Here is a 21,238-nt window from a genome sequence, read left to right on the forward strand (position 1 = left end):
CGATCAGTTCTTCTTCACCAGGCGGTAGAACACGAAGTCCGACGTCGCGCCATTGACGTAGCCCTCGACCTTGTCCTTCATTGCAACCTGGGTCGCGGCCTGGAACATGATCACGATCGGCGACTTTTCCTGCACCTTGCGCTGCAGGTCGACATAGAGCGCATCGCGCTTGGCCGGATCGGCTTCCTTGAGTGCTGCCTTGGTCGCTTCGTTGAGTTCGGCCGGCACAGCCCAGCCGTTACGCCACGTGGTCGTCGACTGATACTTGTCGTCGGCATTGTCTTCGTTATAGGCGAAGGCCTTGGCGTTCGAATGCGGGTCCATGAAGTCGGGGCCCCAATAGAGCAGCATGGCTTCGTGGGTACGCGCACGGTACTTAGTGATCACCTGGCTGCCGGTGCCCGGGATGATCTCGAAGTTGATGCCGGCTTCGGCGAACGATGCCTGCAGCGACTGTGCCATGTCGGTAAACGGCGTCGAGTTGATGACGTCGAGGGTTACCTTGATCGGCGTCTTGATACCGGCGTCAGCGAGGATCTTCTTCGCCTTTTCGACGTCGTAGCTGTAGGGCGTCTCATCGAGCGAGCCCGGGAAGCCCTTCGGCCAGAAGGCCTGGTGAACTTCCATCTGACCCTTCAGGAAGCTGTCGGTCATGCCCTTGTAGTCCACGAGGTAGCGGGCGGCTTCCCAGACGGCTTCCGGCTGCAGGGCTGCGTTCTTCTGGTTGAACGACAGGAAGTGCACGGCGGCCTGCGGGTAGGATTCGACCTTCACGCCGTCCTTGCCTTCGAGACCCGAAACCTGGTCCGGCGTCAGGTTCTTGGCCATGTCGACGTCGCCGGTCTGCAGCATCAGCTGCTGCGTTGCAGCTTCGGCCACGTGACGGATGATCACGCCCTTGATTGCCGGAGCGCCACCGAAATAGTTCGGGTTGCTCTGCAGGTTCAGGAGCTCGCCGGCGCGGAAGGCCTTCAGCACGAAGGGACCGGTGCCGGCCGAATTGGCCTTGAGCCACGCATTACCGAAGTCGCCATCGGCCTCATTGGCCTTGACGGTCTCGGCATCGACGACCGAAGCCGGGCGGGCGGCGAGAACGTTCAGAACGAAGGCCGACGAGAAGTCGCCTTCATACTTGATCGTGACCTTGTTGCCGTTGGCCGTCACCATCTTGTCGATGTTTTCAGGCGTCCAGCCAAGCTGCGTCAGGATGAAGGCAGGCGCCTTGTTGAGAACGACGACGCGCTTGAAGGAATAGACGACGTCTTCGCCGCGCAGCGGGTTGCCGGAGGTGAAGGTGACCCCATCGCGCAGCGTGAAGGTGATCGTCTTGGCGGCATCGTCGGCCGTCCATTCGGAGGCAAGGCCCGGCGCCAGCTTCTTCACATCAGGCGCATCGTACTGCACCAGGCGGTCATAGGTCTGGGTGACGTATTCGCCCGAAGAAAACTCGTAGGCTTCGGCCGGATCGATGCTGACGATGTCGTCGATGTTCTGCGCCACGACCAGCACTTCCGCCGGCGTTTCGGCGAGCGCCGCCGGCGCTACGCTCATCATCAGGGACGCCGCGAACACCGCGGCCTTGAACATTCTCATCATCATTCTCCTATTTTCGATGAGGCTTGGTTTTTGTCATCGCCGGCTTCAGCGCCTTTTGCGGCGCGCCGGTCTCGTTGGATTGCGATGCCCGCAAGCGGAAGAGCGGCAGCGTGCCGGTCCAGATCAGCCGCACGGGCTTGTCGGTCTTGTTCCACCAAAAGTGAGGCTGGATGCCGCGGAAATGCAGGCCGTCGCCCGGGGAAAGCGTGGTCTCGTCGCCGTCGAGCCCGAACAGGATCTCCCCTTCGAGCATGTAGACGAGCTCCTCGCCCTCATGACTGAAGACCTCGGAACGGTGTCCCGGCGGAATGGTGATGACGAAGCTCGAAAGCTGGTTGCCGGCAAAATCGGCGCCGATCCGCTCATAGGAAACCGGCGAGCCGCCGACCGAAAACACCATGCGCCCCTCGGCGCGCGAGAGGCCGGTATCGATCGCCGGGGCGAGGATGAAGTGGTTGAGCTCGGCGCCGAGCCCCTGGGCAATCTGGGCCAGCGTGCCAAGCGAGGGCATGGCGAGATCGCGCTCGATCTGGCTGAGATAACCGACGGAAACGCCCGCCGCATCGCTCAGCGCCTGCAGCGTCATATGCATCTGCCGCCGACGCGCGCGCACCAGCGCGCCCACCTTCGGCTGCCCTGCCCCGGTGCTTTTCCCGGACGTGGCTTCGTCATCCGACGGAACGCTCACGCTCTCCTCCCCCAGTAAAATTTTTTTGATTTAAGCAAACTTATTTATATACTCCAAGCGAATTTTTGCGGTATCGACAGGACAGACCGCAAGCGAAGAGGGATGGAATCGCCACGTGGCAAATGACAGCACCACAGCAGCAACGCCGGTACGCCGCGCCTCCAGACCTAGCCGGAGCCGGCAGCGCCTTAGCTCATTGGCGGGCTTCCTGGTTACGCTCGCGATAACCTTCCTTGGCCTGCTCGCGATCACCTTCTTCATCGGCCGCATCGTGCCGATCGACCCGGTTCTCGCTGTCGTCGGCGACCGCGCGCCCGTTGCGGTCTATGAGCGCGTCCGTCAGGAAATGGGGCTCGACCAGCCGCTGATCACCCAGTTCGTCAGCTATGTCGGCGATGTCGCCACCGGCAATTTTGGCACCTCGGTTTCCACCGGCAAGCCGGTTATCGAAGACCTTGCCCGCGTCTTCCCGGCGACGCTCGAGATGGCGACACTCGGCATCATCCTCGGCGTGCTCATCGGCGTCCCACTCGGCGTTTTTGCAGCCGCCCGCCGCGGCTCGTGGCTCGATCAGGGCATCCGCGTCATCGGCCTGCTCGGCTATTCGGTGCCCGCCTTCTGGCTCGGCCTTGTCGGTCTCGCCGTCTTCTATGCACGGTTGAATTGGGTCGGCGGTCCGGGACGCGTCGATATCTTCTATGACGGCATGGTTTCTCCCATCACAGGGCTGATCCTCATCGACAGCATCATCGTCGGCGAATGGGAGATCTTCCGCAACGCCGTGTGGCACCTGATCCTTCCGGCCTCCTGCCTCGGCTTTTTCTCGCTTGCCTATATCGCCCGCATGACCCGCTCCTTCATGCTCGACCAGTTGAGCCAGGAATATGTCACCACCGCGCGGGTCAAGGGCGTGCCGGAGCGCCTCGTCATCTGGCGCCACGCCTTCCGGCCGATCCGCGTGCCGCTGATCACCGTCATCGGCCTTTCCTATGCCGGCCTGCTCGAAGGCTCCGTCATGATCGAGACGATCTTCTCCTGGCCGGGCATCGGCAACTACCTGACCGTCGCCCTGCTCAACGCCGACATGTCGGCCGTGCTCGGCTCGACCCTCGTCATCGGTGCGGTCTTCATCGGCATCAACAAGATTTCGGACGTGCTCTATCGCGTGCTCGATCCGCGTGCACGCTAAGAGGAGGCGGACATGACCACACTTCGCGACTGGCTGATCGACGACAGCCCCGCCTCGCCGATGCAGGCCCGCCTCGGACGTTTCTACCGCATCTTCGGCGCGCTGATGCGCAATCCGCTTGCCGTCGTCGGCGCTATCATCATCCTGGCCCTGGTGTTGACCGCTCTGTTCGCGCCTTGGCTCGCCACCCATGATCCGCTGCGCCAATCGCTCGGCGAACGCCTGCTGCCGCCGAGTGGCGCCCACTGGATGGGGACCGACGAACTCGGCCGCGACATCTGGTCCCGCGTCGTCTACGGCGCGCGCATCACGCTTGCGATCGTCACGCTCGTTGCCGTGCTTGCAGCCCCCGCCGGCCTGGTGATCGGCGTTGCCGCCGGCTATTTCGGCGGCTGGGTCGATCGTATCCTCATGGGCATCACCGACATCTTCCTGTCGCTGCCGAAGCTGATCCTGGCGCTTGCTTTCGTCGCGGCCCTCGGCCCCGGCATCGAAAATGCGATCATCGCCATCGCCATCACCTCCTGGCCGGGCTACGCCCGTGTCGCCCGTGCAGAGACGCTGACCTTCAAGAACTCCGAGTTCATTTCGGCGGTGCGGCTACTCGGCGCTTCGAGCCTGCGCGTCAATCTCGGCCACGTGCTGCCGCTCTGCACCTCCTCGATGATCGTCCGCGTCACGCTCGACATGGCAGGCATCATCCTGACGGCCGCCGGCCTCGGCTTCATCGGTCTTGGCGCCCAGCCGCCGCTTCCCGAATGGGGCGCGATGATCTCACGTGGCCGTTCGTTCATTCTCGACCAGTGGTGGGTCGCAACCATGCCGGGCTTTGCCATCATTCTCGTCAGCCTCGGCTTCTGCTTCCTGGGCGATGGCCTGCGCGACGTGCTGGATCCGAAGAGCGGGGAGCAGCGCTGATGAGCAATCTTCTCGAAATCGAAAAGCTGCGCGTCACCTTCCCGACCCCCCGTGGCGACCTCGAAGTGGTACGCGGCATCTCCTTCACAGTCGGCCGCGAGCGCTTGGGCATCGTCGGCGAAAGCGGCTCGGGAAAATCAATGACCGGCCGCTCGATCCTGCAGCTGATCCGGGCGCCGGGTCGCGTCACCGCCGACAAGCTCGTCTTCGACGGCATCGACCTGTTGAAACAGTCCGAACGGCAGATGCGCGCCATTCGCGGCGCCCGCATCTCCATGGTGATGCAGGACCCGAAGTTCTCGCTAAACCCGGTCATGACCATCGGCGAGCAGATTGCCGAAGCGTTGCTGACGCACCAGAAGCTGCCGCGCCGTGAGGTCAACAACCGCATGCTCGCGATGCTGGAATCGGTGCGCATCGCCGATCCGGAACGCGTCGCCCGGCTCTATCCGCATGAAGTCTCGGGCGGCATGGGGCAACGGGTGATGATCGCGATGATGCTGATCCCCGAGCCGGACCTGCTGATCGCAGACGAGCCGACCTCGGCGCTCGACGTTTCCGTGCAGGCGCAGGTGCTCGACATCATCGACGAACTGGTGAAGCGCAAGGGCATGGGGCTGATCTTCATCAGCCACGACCTGAACCTCGTCTCCAGCTACTGCGACCGCATCCTCGTGATGAACACCGGCGAGGTGGTCGAGGAGTGCAAGGCCGGTGAGCTGATGGCGGCGAAACATCCCTATACGCGCGGGCTGATCGCCTCCATTCCGCGCCTCGATGAAACACGGGACGAGCTGCCGGTGCTCGACCGCAGCGCATGGGCCAAGGCATGACCGCGCTCTCTCTCAAGAACCTCGACATCTCCTATGGTGATGTGCAGATCACCCACGACGTCAATCTCGACATCGCCGACGGCGAGAGCTTTGCCCTCGTCGGCGAAAGCGGTTCGGGCAAATCGACCGTATTGAAGGCGATTGCCGGTCTTGCGCCGGAATGGTCAGGAGAAATCACGGTGCTCGGCTCGCCCCGCGGCCACGGCATCGACCGTGCATTCTCGCGCCAGTGCCAGATGGTGTTCCAGGACCCCTATGGCTCGCTGCACCCGCGCAAGACCGTCGATGCGACGCTCGGAGAAGCCTTGACCATCCATGGCATCGGCGACCGCAATGCGCGGATCGAGGAAGTCATGGCCTCGGTCGGTCTCGATCGCAAGTTCCGCTTCCGCTTCCCGCACCAGCTTTCGGGCGGCCAGCGCCAGCGTGTGGCGATTGCTCGTGCGCTGATGCTGAAGCCGAAGGTGCTGCTGCTCGACGAGCCGACCTCGGCGCTCGACGTCTCGGTCCAGGCCGAAATTCTTAATCTGCTGAAGCGCCTCAGGCGCGAGCAGAACCTCACCTTCCTGATGGTCACCCACAATCTGGCCGTCGTCTCGTTCCTTTGCGATCGGCTCGCCGTCATGCGGCAGGGCCGCATCGTCGAAGTGGCCGACGTTGCCGATCTCAAGCGCGGCGACCTCAAGGATCCCTATTCGCGTGAGCTGATGCAGATCAGCGCCGCGCATGCCAACTAGAGCGGGACGATAAACGACGCGCGCGGTCCTCCGCTCGCGTACCGTTCTAAAATACCGAGTAACTCCAAGGACATAGCATGAACAGTGAACAGATCGCTGCCGCGCTGGCGGAATTCGACGCGGCGATTGCCAAGACAACCGATGCCGACGCGGTATGGACCGCGCTGCAGACGCTTTGCCGCCAGGTGATCGGCGCCAAGCTTTTCACCATCATGACGGTCGACATGGTCAACGAAGTCGCCCGCCGCGCCTACACCTCGCACCCCGCGGAATACCCGACCTCCGGCACCAAGCCGATCCGCTACGACAGCTGGTTCGACATCGTGCACAAGGCGCACCAGACCTTCGTCGCCAACACCATCGTCGACATCTCCAAGGTCTTCGGCGACCACGAAACCATCTGGTCGCTCGGCTGCGGTTCGGTTGCCAACATTCCGGTCGTGGTCGGCGGCGAACTGCTCGGCACGGTCAACTGCCTCGACGTCGAGCACCACTACACCCCGGTACGCGTGGCACTCTCCAAGCATCTGGAAATGCCGGCGAAGCTCGCATTCCTCGCCGCCGCGCGCGCCGAGCAGAAGTAACAAGGCTGGCCGAAGGCCCCGCCGCCTTCGGCCTCTCCGTCAGCGGCCGATCGCCATGCCGCTTTCCTTCAGGAAGAAATGCATCTTTTGCGCCTCGATCGGCACTTCGATCTGATCGTCAGGGCCGATACGTGAAGCTGCGTGAACCTGTGCGGTGAAGGCGCCTTGCCCCACCTTGCCGAGCGCCAGCGTGTGCGGCCCAAGCGGCTCGACATCCCGCACAGTGAGCTTCACGGTCGGCGCTCCGGCATCCGTTGCCATCGTATGCTCCGGACGGATGCCAAGCACGACGTCCTTGCCGACAAAGGCACCAAGCCTTTCCACGCGGCTCTCCGGAACCGCAATAGCAACATCGCCTTCCGCCCTGAATGTGAGCCCGCCATCGCCGCGCTCGAGCCGGCCCTCGATGAAATTCATGCTGGGCGCGCCGATGAAGGCGGCGACGAAGAGATTGGCCGGCGCTTCGTAAAGCGTAATCGGATCGGCCGCCTGTTCGATGCGGCCCTGGTTCATGACGACGACGCGGTCGGCCATGGTCATCGCTTCCACCTGGTCGTGCGTGACGTAAACGGCCGTTGTCTGAAGACGCCGATGCAACAGTTTGATTTCGGTGCGCATTTCGATGCGCAGCTTGGCATCCAGATTTGACAGCGGCTCGTCGAAGAGGAAGACATCGGGCTGGCGCACGATCGCTCGGCCGATCGCCACGCGCTGGCGCTGGCCGCCGGAAAGTGCGCTCGGCTTGCGAGCAAGGTATGCACCGAGATTGAGAATTCGCGCCGCGTCTGCGACCGCCTTGTCGATCTCGGCCTTGGGCGTGCCCCGCACCTTCATGCCGTAGCCGATGTTTTCGGCGACCGTCATGTGCGGATAGAGCGCGTAGTTCTGAAACACCATCGAGCAATTGCGCAGGCCCGGCCGCAGCTCCGTGACGTCGCGGTCGCCGATATTGATCGAACCCGACGACGCCGTTTCGAGGCCGGCAATCATCCGAAGGGTCGTCGTCTTGCCGCAACCGGACGGCCCGACGAGCACGACGAATTCGCGATCGGCGATCTGAAGATCGAGCGGCGGAATGACGGTGACGTTCCCGAAGGACTTGGTGATCTGCTCCAGTCGGACCTGTGACATGCGGAAGCCTTTGCTGCTGACGGTACCCGGCGCGTGGCGTCCGGGACATTGAGTGGACGATCCGAACAAGACCGACCACCGGTATCAAAAGGCCCGCCCCGATTGCCTCGGGGCGGGCCCTCGGTTGCCTTTATTCCTGGGGCAGCCCCATCGATGCGCGATAGGCGGCAAGCTGCTTGTCACGGCCGAATTCGTCGGTCAGCTTGTTCCACTGCTCGGCGACGCTATCGAGCGCCTGTTGCGGCGTCACTTCGCCGGCAAGCGCCTTGGAGAGTTCGATCTCCAGCACTTCCGTGTAGGAGAAGTAGCCGGGCAGGCGCATGTCGAGCGCGATGTTCTTGGCGGTCACCGCATCTTTCTGCGCGCCGAGATATTCCTTCGCTTCACGCTCGGAGAAGATCTTCGACCAGAGATCGAGGTTCGTCGTGTGCGAGATGCGATAGGGGTTGACCCCGGTGCCGCCGGTGATTGCCGCCTGGCCGGAGACGGCCGGGCTCGTCAGATACTGGATATAGTTCCAGGCCGCTTCCTGCTTCGTCGATGTCGCTGGAACCGCCGCCTGCCAGCCGCCGAAGGCCATGAACGAGGTCTGGACGACATGGTCGAACTTGTCCCACTTCTTGGTCTTGTAATTCCAGATCTCGTCCGATCCCGGCAATGGCGCCGAGCCGACATTGCCCGCGACCTTAGACTGCTTCGGGTCCGCGCCGATGACGCCGGTATCGCCCCAGCCGATCGATTCCGCCACTTGCCCGCCGGCGAAGGCGGCGTTCACTTCACCGAAGGAGAAGTTCAGCGCGTTCGGCGGCGCGAGTTTCGAGGCGCGTATGTACTCCTCGAGGCCACGAACCCAGCCGGGATTGTTGACCTGGGCGTCCATCGTCTCCGGATTGAAGAACATGGCGCCGGGATTGTCCGGGTGGCTGGTATATCCGGCAACGTGGCTGAACAGGAACCAGAACTGCTGGCCGCCGCGACGGAAGGCTTCGGCCGTACCCCAGAGGTTGTTGGTCGGCTGGTTGAAGTATTCGGCGATGTCGAGATATTGCTTCCAGGTCTTCGGCGGCGCCAGGTCGTAGCCGTACTTCGCCTTGAACGCCTTCTGGTTGTCGGCGTTCTCAAAGAGATCGATGCGGTAGCTGTAGGTGTGGGCGTCGCCGTCCATCGTCTGGGACAGCACCTTGCCGTTCCAGACCATCAGCTGTTCGCGATAGACAGGCGCGATATCCTCCCAATCGGCGCCCTTGCGCATGTCGGCCGGCATTTCCGACAGGAAGTCGGTGAAATCAGGCGCCCAGGCAGGCGCAAAGGCAATCACGTCGAACGCGTCTTCACCAGAGGTCAGCGACGTCACGATCTTCGGGTAGAGTTCCGACCACGGAAACTCGACGACCTTGACCTTACCGCAGGTCTTTTCCTCCCAGCCTTTGGCCGCGAGTTGCAGCGCCGAGGCGATATAGGGGCCGGTCTGTGTCGTTGCCGTCAGCTCGACGCCGGTGTAGTCCGGTTCGCAGGCAAGCGCCGTTCCCGCGCTCCCCATCGCGAGTGCGCCGAGAGATGCAGATGCCAGTAGCAATTTCCTCATTCTATCCTCCCTGTGAATGAATACATGCCAAAGTGGTTGGTTTACTTGATCGCTCCGAGTAGCAGGCCGGAGCGCATGAGCCGGCTCAAAAGCCCGGCCATGACCATCATCGGGATGATGGCAACGAGAGCGGCAGCGGAGATCGCCCACCATTCATCGCCGCGCTGGCTATTCTGGCCGGCGACGAGGATCGGCAGCGTCTGCCATTTGGAATTGGTCAGGAACAGCGCGAAGAGAAACTCGTTCCAGACGAAGGCGAGCGTGATCATGAAGGTGGCGATCAGCCCCGGCTTCGACATCGGCAGCACGATGCCGAAGAAGATCCGCCAGGACGGCACGTTGTCGACCATCGCCGCTTCCTCGACTTCGACCGGCAGCGCCTCGAAGAAGTCGCGCATCAGCCAGATGACGATCGGCAGCGAGAAGGCGATGTAGGCGAAGGTCAGGCCGATGTAGCTGTCGACCAGCTTGAAGCCGAGTTTGCCCATCTCCGTGTACATCAGGTAGAGCGCGAAAGCGGCGACGATCGGCGGGAACATGCGCTGACTGACGAACCAGAAAACGATGTCGTTGTTGCCGAGTTCCGGCCCAGGCAGACGAAAGCGGCTCGAGATCACCGCAAGCGCAAGCGCTGCGACAAAGGCGTAGATTAGCGAAATCCCCTGGCCGTAGCCAAGCACATGGCGCCCGACAAGGAAGCCGCCGAAGGCGATCGCCACGAAGATTAGCGCCGAGAGCAGACGGAAGCGGAAGGTGAAGCGCACCAGCGCATAGGCCGCCATGGCGCCAATGAATGTCGCGGCGATCGATGCCGAAAGACCGATGATCGTCGACGCCAGGAAGGTGTTGAAAAACTGACCGCGCTGGCCCGACAGTAGCTCGCTCCAGGCTGTCAGGCTCGGCTCGAAGTCGACGAAAGGCAGATAGGTCGGGCCGCCGACGACGGCGATCGGCGTCTTGAACGAGGTGATCAGCACCCAGTAGAGCGGAAAGAAGGTGATGGCGAGCCAGACGAGGCAGCCGCCGAGCGCCAGCCAGCGCCGTTTTCCCTTGAGAGTGCGCACGCTCATTTGTGCTTCTCCAGATAGGGCTTGAGGATCGCGAGATAGACGAGGCCGATCACGGTGATGACGATCAGGAACAGGAAGGAGAGCGCCGACGTGTAGCCGAGATTGAACTTCTTGAAGCCTTCCTGATAGGCAAAGAGCGTCAGCGTCTCGGTCGAAATCCCCGGCCCGCCGCCGGTCATGACGAAGACCGTGTCGATGATCTTGTAGCTCTCGATCAGGCGGATGAAGACGACGGCGACCGAGATCGGCAACAGCATCGGAAAGGTGATGTCGCGAAACTGCTGCCAGGGCGTGGCGTTTTCGAGCGCGGCTGCCTCGTAGACATCATCCGGCAGGGTCTGCAACCCGGCAAGCAGCATGAGGATGACGAACGGCGTCCACTGCCAGACCTCGACGGCGATGATCGAGCCGAGCGCCCAGCTCGTCTGCGTGAGGAAAGGCAGATTGGGAAATCCGAGCGCAGTCATCAGCTCGTTGAGCGGCCCCATCGTCGGATTGAGCACCTGGCGGGCAATCAGCGCGACGGCAACCGGTGCCACCAGCATCGGCAACAGGAAACTCACGCGGAAGATCCCCTCGCCCGGAACCCGCGAATTCAGTGCCAGCGCCACCGAGAGACCGATCACATATTGCAGCCCGACGGAGATGAAGGCGATCAGCGTCGTCGTGCCTGCCACATGCCAGAAGCGCGGGTTTTGCAGGAGGTCGATGTAGTTGCCGAAGCCGACGAAACGCGCCGGCGTCGGCGGCACGAGCCGCATGCTCATGAAGCTGGTCGTCAGCGAATAGACGAGCGGAAAGATCGAGATCAAAAGGACGATGAGGAGCGCCGGCCAGATGAAGAAGTGCTTGATCGGGTCGTTGCGCGTCATGCGGCCGCCCCTCTCGCCAGAAGCGCCTCGATCTCGCCAAGCGTCGGCATGGCGGGCGCCGTGCCGCGGCGGGTAACCGCGATGCCGGCCGTCGCGCAACCGAAGCGCACGGCCTCAACCGGCGCGAGATCCCGCGCCAGCGCTGCAGAGAAGCCGCCGACAAAAGCATCCCCTGCCCCGGTCGTGTCGATCACCGGCCCGCTGGCGATCGCCGGCACCAGCACCGACTGCTCGTGGTTGTGATAGAGCACGCCGCGTTCGCCGAGCGTGATCAGCGCCGTTCCGGCACCCTTCTTCAGCAGCACGTCACCAGCGCGACGAATGTCGTCCTCGGAGGACAACGAAAAGCCGACGATGGCTGCCGCCTCGGTTTCGTTCGGCACGAGATAGTCGCAGAGCGGATAGATTGCGTCCGGGAAGGGTTCGGCCGGAGCCGGATTGAAGACGGTGGTGACGCCGGCGGCGCGCGCGATCTCGAGCGCGCGCTGAGCTGCCGCGACCGGCTGCTCCAATTGGGTCACGAAGATGCGCGACGCCTCTATCGTTTCCCGAGCGGCTTCGACGTCATCGACTCCGATCGAGCCTGCAGCACCCGGATAGACGATAATGGCGTTTTCGCCGTTCTGGTCGTTGACGTAGATGAAGGCAGCCCCCGTCGGCAGATCGTCCATCTGCACGATCTTCGGCGTCACGCCGGCTTCGGCATAGGTGCGCAGCGCCATCTCGCCGAAGGTGTCGCGGCCTAGCTTCGAAATGAAGGAAACCGGGCTGCCGGCTCGGGCGCAGGCAACCGCCTGGTTCGAGCCCTTGCCGCCTGGTCCGACGGAAAAGCCGCTGCCGGTAATCGTTTCACCGACAACCGGCATGCGCCGCGCCAGATAGGCCGTATCGGCCACGAAGATACCCAGGATCGAAACACCAACCTTCATTCAAGCCTCCCCCTGCGACCGCACCGCAGGAACGGCGTGCCCAGGCAATCTCTCGCGATTTCATGTGTCGTCTAACACTGCGCGGCGATCGCGCAGGCGGTTCGCTTAGGTCTTGGGCGGGATCACGCCCTTGGTGAAGAGGAAGCAGCCGTAGAACCGCGTTTCACCCGTGGTGATCACGCAATAGGCCTTTTTTGCTTCCTCGTAGAACTTGAAGCGCTCGATGCCGTACATCGGCGCCGGTCTTCCCTCGGCGCTATCGATCACGGCCTGGACCTCCTGCTGCACCGGCAAGACTTCGTCGGGCGCACCCATGACCTCCATGCGGCCTGCGGAAGGCTGCAGCGGCGTATCGAGCGGCAGCACGGAAAGCACCGCTTCGACCGCACGCGCCGCCGAGACATTGTCGATCCGCAGCAGCGTGCCGAGCGTCGTCTTGCGGGCGATAGAGTCGGACGGGAAATTGGTGTCGGATATGACCAGCGTGTCCCCGTGCCCCATGGATCTGAGTGCATGCAGCACATCAGCGTTCAGAGCCGGGTCGATATTCTTCAGCATACAGTCCTCCTCCAGGCGCCATGCCGTCGCAGCCGCGCCATATGCGTTTCCGCTCTCGGGAGAAACGCGTCTCCCCAACTGTTCAAATGTCCATCGCGCAAGCCGGCTCCCCCCGCCTCGCGCATGGCGGGTCCCTTACTCGCCGTAGGGGATCCAGATGTTCTTGACGTCGGTCGCGCGACGCAGATAGGCCGGGCCCTCCGCCGCATCGCGATCGAGCCAGTTCGTCGCCTTGCCGTAGTCGACGAAGGTACGCTTCAGGTTACCGGCCGAAAGCATCTCGACCTGCGTCGATAGCTCCGGCGTACCGAAGGCCCAGAGGGCATCGACGTCGTTGTGGCTTGCGAGCGTCTTTGCCAGCTCAAGCGCCGAACCGGTGACGATGTTGACCACGCCGGCCGGAACGTCAGACGTTTCCAGAACCGTGTAGAAATCGGTCGCAGCCAAGGGATGCGGCTCGCTCGGGACGACGACGACGCGGTTGCCGACGGCAATCAGCGGCGCTACGAGGCTGACCATGCCGAGAAGCGGCGCTTCCGGCGGGCAGATGACGCCGACGACGCCGATGGCTTCGGGCATGGCGAGCGCGACGCCGCGCAGCGGCGGCTGGTGAATGGCACCTTCGTACTTGTCCGCCCAGGCGCCGTAGGTGAAGAGGCGCGCGATCGAGGCCTCGACCTCCGCCTTGGCGTTGGCGGCCGAGGCACCGGTCATGTCAGCGATGCGGTCGGCGAACTCATCGGCGCGACCGCTGAGGTTTTCGGCGATGTAATAGAGGATCTGGGCGCGGTTGTGCGTCGTTGCCGAGGACCAGACGGATGCCGCCTGCGCCGCGACGACGGCGTTGCGGATATCCTTGCGATTGCCCTCGCCGACCTCGCCGAGCACCTTGCCCTTGGGCGAAAGAACGTTGCGATTGTAATTGCCGTCCGGCCGCGCCTGCTTGCCGCCGATGTAGAGTTTGGCAGTGCGGTCGACGGTCGGCATGGCAAACTCGCCAGCGACCGGCTTCAGCGTCGGTTCGGCAACCGCCGCCCTGAGCTTGCGGCCGAGCCATGCCTTGGGCTTCAGATATTCATAGCAGCCTTCGCGACCGCCCTCGCGGCCGAAGCCGGACTCGCGCTTGCCGCCGAAACCGGCGGACGCGTCGAAGAGATTGGTGGCGTTGACCCAGACGACGCCGGCAGCAAGCTTCGCCGCAACATGCAACGCCAGACCGATGGTCTCGCTCCAGACGCTGGCGGCAAGGCCGTAGCGCGTGTGGTTGGCCAGCTGGATCGCCTCTTCCGGCGTGCGGAAGGTCATCGAGACGGCGACGGGGCCGAAGATCTCTTCGGTCGCGACGATCGAGGTCGGCTGCACGCCGGTCAGCAAGGTCGGCGGATAGAAGCTGCCACCCTTCGGCAGTTCGATCGACGGCTGGTGCAGGGCTGCTCCTTCGGCGACGCCCTTGGCGACCAGGCTTTCAATGCGCTGCAACTGCACCGGCGCGACGATTGCCGCCATGTCGATCGCCTTGTCGAGCGGGTGACCGACGCGCAACGTCTGCATGCGGCGCTTCAGGCGTTCGTAAAAGAGCGGTGCCACGCCTTCCTGCACGAGGATGCGCGAACCGGCGCAGCAGACCTGGCCCTGGTTGAACCAGATGGCATCGACAACCCCTTCGACGGCACCGTCGATATCAGCATCGTCAAAGACGATGAAGGGCGACTTGCCGCCGAGTTCGAGCGTCAGCGACTTGCCGGTGCCGGCCGTACGCTCGCGGATGAGGCGGCCGACCTCGGTCGAGCCGGTAAAGGCGATCTTGTCGATATCCGAATGCTCGACGATCAGCGCGCCGGTCTCGCCTTCGCCGGTCACGACGTTGAGCACACCGGCCGGCAGACCGGCAGCGGCAGCAAGTTCAGCGAAGAGCAACGCCGTTAGCGGCGTGAATTCCGCCGGCTTCAGGATGACGGTATTGCCGAGCGCCAGAGCCGGCGCGACCTTCCAGGCGAGCATCAGGAACGGGAAGTTCCAGGGGATGACCTGGCCGACGACGCCGACCGGCACCTGGTCGGCAAATTCGGTTTCCTGCAGCTGCGCCCAGCCGGCGTGATGATAAAAGTGGCGGGCGGCAAGCGGGATATCGATGTCGCGGGTTTCGCGGATCGGCTTGCCGTTGTCGATCGCCTCAACCACCGCGATCAGACGCGCATGGCGCTGGATCATGCGGGCGAGCGCATAGAGATGGCGGGCGCGGGCATGGCCCGGCAGCTTCGCCCAGGGCCCTTGCGCCTTGCGGGCGGCGGCAACGGCGTCGTCGACGTCCTTGGAACCGCCGAGCGCGATTTTCGCCAAAAGCTTGCCGGTTGCCGGCTCGTTCGTCTCGAAGGTCTTGCCGGAAGCAGACGCGACAAAGGCGCCGTTGATGAAGTGGCCGAATTCGCCCTTGTGGCGTGCCAGCCACTGGCGGGCTTCCGTGTCGGCTTCGGGCGCTGGACCATAGGACATTTCGTCAAAAAACCTTGCGACAGTCATCGGGATCATCCAATCGGGTGTCGGTTGAGGGCCGAGTAGGCGCCGGTCACGTGGTGTTCGAGCTGCCGCTCGATGTCGGCAAGCAGGCTCGACGCACCGATGCGGAAGAGATCCGGCTCGAGCCATTCGCGGCCGAGTTCGTCCTTCATCAGGAACTGGTAGTTCAGGATGTCCTTGGCCGCGGAAATGCCGCCGGCCGGCTTGTAGCCGACCTTGAGGCCGGTCTGTTCCTGATAGGCGCGGATCATGCGCAGCATGACGAGCGTTACCAGAAGCGTGGCGTTGACGCCTTCCTTGCCGGTCGAGGTCTTGATGAAATCGGCACCCGCCATCATGCAGACGAGCGAAGCGCGCGCAACATTGCGCAGCGTCTTCAGATCGCCGGTTGCGAGGATGGCCTTCACATGGGCATCGCCGCAGGCGGCACGGAAGTCACGCATCTCGTCATAGAGCGCCTGCCAGTTGCCGGTGAGCACATGCTCGCGGGTGATGACGATGTCGATTTCCTTGGCGCCATCGGCGACGGACGCTTCGATTTCGCGCAGCTTGACGTCATGCGGAATGAGACCGGCCGGAAAGCCGGTGGAAACCGCGGCGACGGGAATGCCCGAACCGTCAAGCGCCTCGACGGCGGTCGAAACGAAACGATGATAGACGCAGACCGCACCGGTCGTGATGCCGCGGCCGCCCATGCCAATCGCATCGAGGATATCCTGGCGCACGGGCTGCCGCGCCTTGGCGCAGAGGCGCTTGACGCGCTCCGTCGTATCGTCGCCATTAAGCGTGGTGAGATCGATACAGGTGACGGCCTTCAGCAGCCAGGCGGCCTGCGCGTCCTTCTTGACGGTACGGCGGCCCGGCAGCGTCGCAACGCGGCGTTCGGCGGCAGACAGGTTGACGCGCTGGTCAAGCACCCAACCAAGATCGAGATCGATGCCGTTGTTACGCGGCCAGTTATGGCCCGCCGCCGGCGATGGCACGACTTTCGACGCGCCTGACTTCACAGCTAGGTCTTCCAAGCGATGGCTCCTTGAACTCCCTGTCACGGCACAACTCTACACCCAGGGCGCAGCCGTGGAGATCGTCAATTTTGTTATTTTTCTACCGATTTTTTGTGACTATTCCATCAAATATTGAGGGTGTCAAGCGAAGCGTCCGGATTTTGACGAATTCGTAATATTTTTGATCCGGTCGCGATTACTGCGCCGGCACCAGGGTTTCGCCCTCTTCGGTAATGACAGAGCGAAAGACATGAAGGGGTGCGAAAAACGCCGGCTTCAGCTTGCCGATCTTGCTGAGGTCGATGACGAGGTGGCTCTCGCGGGCAAGTGAAATGACCTTCTGCTTCACCGATACTTCGTGAAAATGGACGCAGGTGGCACCACGGCCCGGATCGACACCGGCCGCCGACAGGAAGGCGACATTGATACCGAGCGAATCCAGCGTCTCCAGCCCGGAATTGCCAGAGAAGGATGCCGATGACGGGTGATAGACGCCGCCCAGCATGACGATCCGCACATTTGGCTTGTGCGTCAGCTTCTCCGCCACGTTCAGCGAATAACACACTGCAGTTATTGAATAATTTTCCGGAATGAGATCGACGAGGTATTCCAGCGTGGTGCCGCAATCGATGAAAATGGTCTCGTCAGGACAAATGTGGCGGGCAGCATGGACGCAGGCCTCGCGCTTGGCCGCGGCATGGCTGTCGGCCTCGCGCGCCAGTTCATAGGGCGTATCGGGCTCAATCTCTCCCGCCGGCACAATATGCCCCCCGAGAAAGGCGAACTGACCGGGATTGTCGGCAACGTCGCGGCGGATCGTCATTTCCGAGACGCCAAGCAAGGCCGCAGCGTCACGCAGATGCAGAACTCTCCGCCCCGAAAGCGCGTCGGCGAGCTGGATGATGCGGGCTGTCTTGCGGCTGACCATGGTTACTTCCGTGTCCGGATCGTTTTCGCTGCCCTGTGGCCTCGAACAGTATTTGTGAAAATTATCACAAAATGGCATGTGCAAGCAAGGGGGACTTACATTGCTTGCGAAGCAGCCAAGGGGTTTTAGCGGTACGTGGCTTGTCGAAAAAGCGAAACGGCGGACACCTGGCCCGCCGTATGAATGAATGGTTTCGGTCACACCAAATGGTCTCGGTCACAACGGATCGGGAGGCGGTTAAAGATCAGCCTCCAACAGGTGCAGTTCGCGCCGCCAGCCAGGTCAAGGTTTCGGTGTCGAGCAGTTCGTCCACCTCCTGCACAACACGCCGGTGATAGGCGTCGATCCACTGCCGCTCAGCTTGCGTCAACAGACCGACATCGGCCAACCGCATATCGATCGGAACCAGAGTCAGGCTGCGGAAGCTTAAGAAACCGTCGCCGTCGTCTACCACCTCGACCTGGTTCTCGATGCGGATGCCATAAGCACCCGCCTTGTAGTAACCAGGCTCGATCGTCGTCACCATGCCCGGCTTGAGCTCGATCTCGTTCACCCGCCGATCGAAGCGCTGGGGCTGTTCATGGACCGAAAGGAAGTGGCCAACGCCGTGACCAGTCCCGTGGTCATAGTCGAGCCCGAGATCCCACAGGGGACGACGGGCGAAGGCGTCAAGCTGATGACCGTAGGTTCCTTTGGGAAACTTCAGCGTTACCATGGAGATCAGCCCCTTGAGCACGGCGGTGTAGGCACGCCTGATCTCGTCGCTGACCGGACCTATCGCGGTCGTGCGGGTCGCGTCGGTGGTGCCCGTCAGATACTGACCGCCGCTGTCGAGCAGATAGATCCCGCCTCTCGCGATCGGCGCACTGGTCTCGCTCGTCGCGGCGTAATGGCACATCGCCGCATGGCTGTCGGCCGCCGAGATCGATCGGAAGCTCGGTTCAACGAAGCTTTCCTCCATTTGCCGGTAACCGAGGATGCGTTCCTCCGCCTCCAGTTCGCTCACCGGCCGGCCGCTCGCATCCCGATCGGCGGCATTTTGTTCAAGCCAGACGAAAAAGCGGATCCAGGCCGCGCCATCGAGACGGTGGCAATCGCGAAAGCCGGCAAGCTCGGTCGCGTTCTTGTGCATCTTGGCAAGCGTGATTGGGCTTCGGGCAAGCTGTACAGTCCCGCCGGCGGCGCGCGTGGCATGAGCCGTCGCAGACGGGGCAAAGCCCGGATCGATCAGTGCGGTGCGACCGGCTGCGATCGTTCGCACGCGCTCAAGCAACTGGGAGGGTTCGGCAATCGCGACATCGTCAAGTTCGAAATCCGAGAGGTCGTTCGGCAGCTTGCGGTGATCGACAAGCCATTCGGTTTGCCCGGCGCGGTCGAAGATCAGGAAAGATTGCGGCATCGGGTTGAAGGCAACGTCGCGACCACGCACGTTGAGGAACCACGCGATATTGTCGGGCTGCGCCTCGACCAGGAGATCCGCCCCCTGCTCCGCGAGCATGGCGGCGATGCGGCGCTTTTTCTCGGCGACGCTTTCGCCCGAATAGGCAACCGGAAAGGCCATGATCTTGCCGAGCGGCTTTTCCGGCTGATCGGCCCAGATCGCGTCGACAAGGTCGTCGTCGACAGGCGTCCAAAGGCCACCTGCCGCCTCGACCGAACGGCCGCAGTCCGCATCCCAGGTCGATGGCAGCAGCATGGCGTTGAAGCCGACACGCTCGCCCTTGCGCAGGTTGTTCCTCAGCCAATCCTTGAGCGGAGCATCGTAAAAGTGCTCGATCGCAAAGGTGTCGAGATCCACTTCGTCGCGCACCTGCACCTGGTAGCGGCCATCGACGAAGATGGCGGCGCGGTCGCGCATGACGATCGCCACGCCGGCGGAACCGGTGAACCCGGTGACGAAAGCCAGGCGATTGTCGTGCGGCGCGCAATATTCGCCCTGATGCTCATCGAAGCGCGGCACGACGTAGCCGTCGAGCCCGGTTTCCGCAAGCTTGCGCCGCAGGGCGCCGATCCGGCCGGAGATATCCGGCCTTGCTCTCGTATCCATGATGTCTTCCTTATCGAATTGAGTTTCAGGCGTCGCCGATCGTCTCGGCGAAATGGCAGGCGGTCATGCCGGCACCGACCGGACGCAGCGCCGGCTTTTCGCGACGGCAGAGCTCGGTCGCGTGCGGGCAGCGCACGTGGAACGGGCAGCCCGGCGGGATGGCAAGCGGGCTCGGCAACTCGCCTGATAGCGCGGGGGCGCGACGTCTTGCGTCGGGATCGAGCGAAGGCGCGGCAGCAAGCAACCCCTTGGAATAGGGATGCATCGGCCTCGAAAACAGCGCCTCCGACGGGCCGATCTCCACGATCGCGCCAAGATAGATGACGGCGACGCGGTGCGAGACGTGGCGCACGAGCCGGAGATCATGCGCCACGAACAGCACCGTCAGGCCCAGCTTGTCCTGAAGCTCGATCAACAGGTTGACCACCTGCGCCTGCACCGAAACGTCGAGCGCCGAAACCAGTTCATCGGCCACAAGGCAGGTCGGCTCGAGCGAGAGCGCGCGGGCGATTCCGATGCGCTGGCGCTGTCCACCCGAGAATTCATGCGGATATTTTTCGGCGGCCCCTTCGGGCAGCCGGACAAGGTCCAGCAGCTCGTCGACGCGCTGGTCGATCGCAGCCCCTTCACGCATGCGATGCACGGATATCGCTTCCCGCAGTGTATCACGCACGGTCATGCGCGGATTGAGCGAGGTGTAGGGGTCCTGAAACATCATCTGAACACGCCGGTTATAGGCCCGCCTCCGCGCCCCCTTGAGGCCGACGACGCTTTGTCCCTCGAAGAGGATGTCGCCGGCCGTCGGGCGATGCAGCCCGGCGATCAGGCGCGCGAGCGTGGACTTGCCACAACCGGATTCCCCGACGATGCCCAGCGTCTCACCCGGCATCACGTCGAGATCGATGCCATTGACCGCCGAGACGACCTGTTGCGGACGTCGGGCAAGCGTGTCGGAAAGCGAGCGTCGCTTCTCGAACTGGATCGACAGCGCGCGAAGCGAAAGCAAGGGCGTCGTGCCTACCGAAGTCGGAATGGTCGTCATTGCGCCGCCTCCCGCGGTCCGAAATGCGCTTGCGCATCCTCAAGATGATGGCAGGCGACGAGCCGCGACGTGCCGATCGCTTCGAGTTTGGGTCGAAGGTCCGGACATTCGCGTCCTGCGACCGGACAGCGGGCGCTGAAGGCGCAGCCGGGCGGAAGCGCGTTCAGCGCCGGCGGTGCGCCGGGGATGGAATAGAGCGGCGTTCGCGGCGCCACGTCGCGCGGGATCGAACGCAGCAACCCCAGCGAATAGGGATGACGCGCATCGGCGATCACGTCCGTCGTCGACCCGATCTCGCAAAGCCTGCCGCCATACATCACGGCGACGCGGTCACAGGTCTCCGCAACGACCCCCATGTCATGGGTGACGAGGATCACCGCCATGCCGAGGTCGCGGCTGAGCGACTGGATCAGCCTCAGGATCTGGTCCTGGATCGTGACATCAAGCGCTGTCGTCGGCTCGTCGGCCAGCAGCAGTTTCGGGTTGGAGGCAAGCGCGATGGCGATCATCACACGCTGGCGCATGCCGCCGGAGAACTCGTGCGGGAAATCATCGAGACGATTGCGCGCCGCGGGGATGCCGACGAGATCGAGGAGTTCGATCGCCCGCGCTCTTCTCTGCCTGGCGTCGAGGTCCGTATGGGCGACGAGGTTCTCCGAAATCTGCAGGCCGACCGTCAGCAGCGGGTTGAGTGACGACATCGGCTCCTGAAAGATCATTGCGATCTCGCGGCCACGGATGCGCCGCAGCTGTGCCTCGGAGAGCGGAACGAGATCTTGGCCGTTCCACAGGATTTCGCCGGCGACCCGCCCGCGCGGTCTGATGATGCCGAGGATCGAGCGGAGCGTAATGCTCTTGCCCGAGCCGGACTCGCCAACGAGCCCAAGGATCTCACCCGCCGCCACCTGGAAAGAGACATCGTCGACCGCGACCAGCGGACGCTCTCGCGTTCCGAACTCGGTGCGAAGGTGCCGGACGTCGAGTACGACGGGTTTTTCTTGCGTTGCCAT

19 protein-coding genes are annotated in these 21,238 nt (G+C 63.1%); 5 read left to right on the top strand and 14 right to left on the bottom strand.

What is annotated here, in order from left to right; all coding sequences use genetic code 11:
* Positions 1 to 3: 3 nt before the first annotated feature.
* Complete coding sequence (locus tag ACN9MO_RS23830; protein WP_112996937.1) at positions 4 to 1,593, bottom strand: ABC transporter substrate-binding protein; 1,590 nt, start codon at positions 1,591 to 1,593, stop codon at positions 4 to 6.
* A 10-nt stretch (positions 1,594 to 1,603) separates the two neighbouring features.
* Complete coding sequence (locus tag ACN9MO_RS23835; RefSeq protein WP_057249186.1) at positions 1,604 to 2,284, bottom strand: helix-turn-helix domain-containing protein; 681 nt, start codon at positions 2,282 to 2,284, stop codon at positions 1,604 to 1,606.
* Positions 2,285 to 2,480: 196 nt separating this feature from the next.
* On the opposite strand from ACN9MO_RS23835, the gene ACN9MO_RS23840 reads away from it, so the two are divergent.
* The 5 genes from ACN9MO_RS23840 to ACN9MO_RS23860 all read left to right on the top strand — a co-directional run bounded on the left by ACN9MO_RS23840 (position 2,481) and on the right by ACN9MO_RS23860 (position 6,545).
* The gene (locus ACN9MO_RS23840) at positions 2,481 to 3,473 is read left to right on the top strand and encodes an ABC transporter permease (protein WP_425988203.1); all 993 of its coding nucleotides are present in this window, start codon (positions 2,481 to 2,483) and stop codon (positions 3,471 to 3,473) included.
* 12 nt (positions 3,474 to 3,485) lie between these two features.
* On the top strand, positions 3,486 to 4,391 hold the full coding sequence (locus tag ACN9MO_RS23845) for an ABC transporter permease (RefSeq protein WP_058325015.1): 906 nt from the start codon (positions 3,486 to 3,488) through the stop codon (positions 4,389 to 4,391).
* Complete coding sequence (locus ACN9MO_RS23850) at positions 4,391 to 5,224, top strand: ABC transporter ATP-binding protein (protein WP_425988029.1); 834 nt, start codon at positions 4,391 to 4,393, stop codon at positions 5,222 to 5,224. Before ACN9MO_RS23845 ends, ACN9MO_RS23850 begins: the two co-directional genes overlap by 1 nt.
* On the top strand, positions 5,221 to 5,961 hold the full coding sequence (locus ACN9MO_RS23855) for an ABC transporter ATP-binding protein (protein WP_112997018.1): 741 nt from the start codon (positions 5,221 to 5,223) through the stop codon (positions 5,959 to 5,961). Before ACN9MO_RS23850 ends, ACN9MO_RS23855 begins: the two co-directional genes overlap by 4 nt.
* Before the next feature lie 77 nt (positions 5,962 to 6,038).
* Positions 6,039 to 6,545, top strand: a complete 507-nt coding sequence (locus ACN9MO_RS23860) for a GAF domain-containing protein (RefSeq protein WP_112996934.1) — start codon at positions 6,039 to 6,041, stop codon at positions 6,543 to 6,545.
* A gap of 39 nt (positions 6,546 to 6,584) precedes the next feature.
* On the opposite strand, the gene ACN9MO_RS23865 is transcribed toward ACN9MO_RS23860, so the two are convergent.
* The 12 genes from ACN9MO_RS23865 to ACN9MO_RS23920 all read right to left on the bottom strand — a co-directional run bounded on the left by ACN9MO_RS23865 (position 6,585) and on the right by ACN9MO_RS23920 (position 21,238).
* Complete coding sequence (locus tag ACN9MO_RS23865) at positions 6,585 to 7,676, bottom strand: sn-glycerol-3-phosphate ABC transporter ATP-binding protein UgpC (protein ID WP_112996933.1); 1,092 nt, start codon at positions 7,674 to 7,676, stop codon at positions 6,585 to 6,587.
* Between the two features lie 130 nt (positions 7,677 to 7,806).
* Positions 7,807 to 9,261, bottom strand: a complete 1,455-nt coding sequence (locus ACN9MO_RS23870; protein WP_112996932.1) for an ABC transporter substrate-binding protein — start codon at positions 9,259 to 9,261, stop codon at positions 7,807 to 7,809.
* Between the two features lie 41 nt (positions 9,262 to 9,302).
* Complete coding sequence (locus ACN9MO_RS23875) at positions 9,303 to 10,331, bottom strand: carbohydrate ABC transporter permease (RefSeq protein WP_057249192.1); 1,029 nt, start codon at positions 10,329 to 10,331, stop codon at positions 9,303 to 9,305.
* Complete coding sequence (locus ACN9MO_RS23880) at positions 10,328 to 11,203, bottom strand: carbohydrate ABC transporter permease (RefSeq protein ID WP_057249193.1); 876 nt, start codon at positions 11,201 to 11,203, stop codon at positions 10,328 to 10,330. Before ACN9MO_RS23880 ends, ACN9MO_RS23875 begins: the two co-directional genes overlap by 4 nt.
* Positions 11,200 to 12,132 (bottom strand): ribokinase, encoded by a 933-nt coding sequence (rbsK, locus tag ACN9MO_RS23885; protein ID WP_112996930.1) that lies wholly within the window; start codon positions 12,130 to 12,132, stop codon positions 11,200 to 11,202. The genes ACN9MO_RS23880 and rbsK overlap by 4 nt, the downstream gene beginning before the upstream one ends.
* A gap of 105 nt (positions 12,133 to 12,237) precedes the next feature.
* Positions 12,238 to 12,690 carry an RbsD/FucU family protein gene (locus tag ACN9MO_RS23890; RefSeq protein ID WP_057249195.1) on the bottom strand — a complete coding sequence of 151 codons (453 nt, stop codon included), beginning with the start codon at positions 12,688 to 12,690 and terminating at the stop codon, positions 12,238 to 12,240.
* Between the two features lie 135 nt (positions 12,691 to 12,825).
* Positions 12,826 to 15,210, bottom strand: coding sequence for an aldehyde dehydrogenase family protein (locus ACN9MO_RS23895; RefSeq protein ID WP_113132674.1), 2,385 nt, complete (start codon positions 15,208 to 15,210; stop codon positions 12,826 to 12,828).
* A gap of 5 nt (positions 15,211 to 15,215) precedes the next feature.
* A complete protein-coding gene (gene deoC / locus ACN9MO_RS23900) occupies positions 15,216 to 16,229 on the bottom strand; it encodes a deoxyribose-phosphate aldolase (protein WP_112996928.1) in 1,014 nt (337 codons plus the stop codon).
* Between the two features lie 178 nt (positions 16,230 to 16,407).
* Entirely contained in the window at positions 16,408 to 17,139 is a 732-nt protein-coding gene (locus ACN9MO_RS23905) for a DeoR family transcriptional regulator (RefSeq protein WP_057249198.1), read from the bottom strand.
* A 244-nt stretch (positions 17,140 to 17,383) separates the two neighbouring features.
* Entirely contained in the window at positions 17,384 to 19,186 is a 1,803-nt protein-coding gene (locus ACN9MO_RS23910) for an aminopeptidase P family protein (protein ID WP_057249199.1), read from the bottom strand.
* Between the two features lie 25 nt (positions 19,187 to 19,211).
* The gene (locus tag ACN9MO_RS23915; RefSeq protein WP_113132675.1) at positions 19,212 to 20,228 is read right to left on the bottom strand and encodes an oligopeptide/dipeptide ABC transporter ATP-binding protein; all 1,017 of its coding nucleotides are present in this window, start codon (positions 20,226 to 20,228) and stop codon (positions 19,212 to 19,214) included.
* The gene (locus ACN9MO_RS23920) at positions 20,225 to 21,238 is read right to left on the bottom strand and encodes an ABC transporter ATP-binding protein (protein ID WP_113132676.1); all 1,014 of its coding nucleotides are present in this window, start codon (positions 21,236 to 21,238) and stop codon (positions 20,225 to 20,227) included. The genes ACN9MO_RS23915 and ACN9MO_RS23920 overlap by 4 nt, the downstream gene beginning before the upstream one ends.

The organism is Ensifer sp. R-19, from assembly GCF_049905105.1.
Classification (GTDB): domain Bacteria; phylum Pseudomonadota; class Alphaproteobacteria; order Rhizobiales; family Rhizobiaceae; genus Ensifer.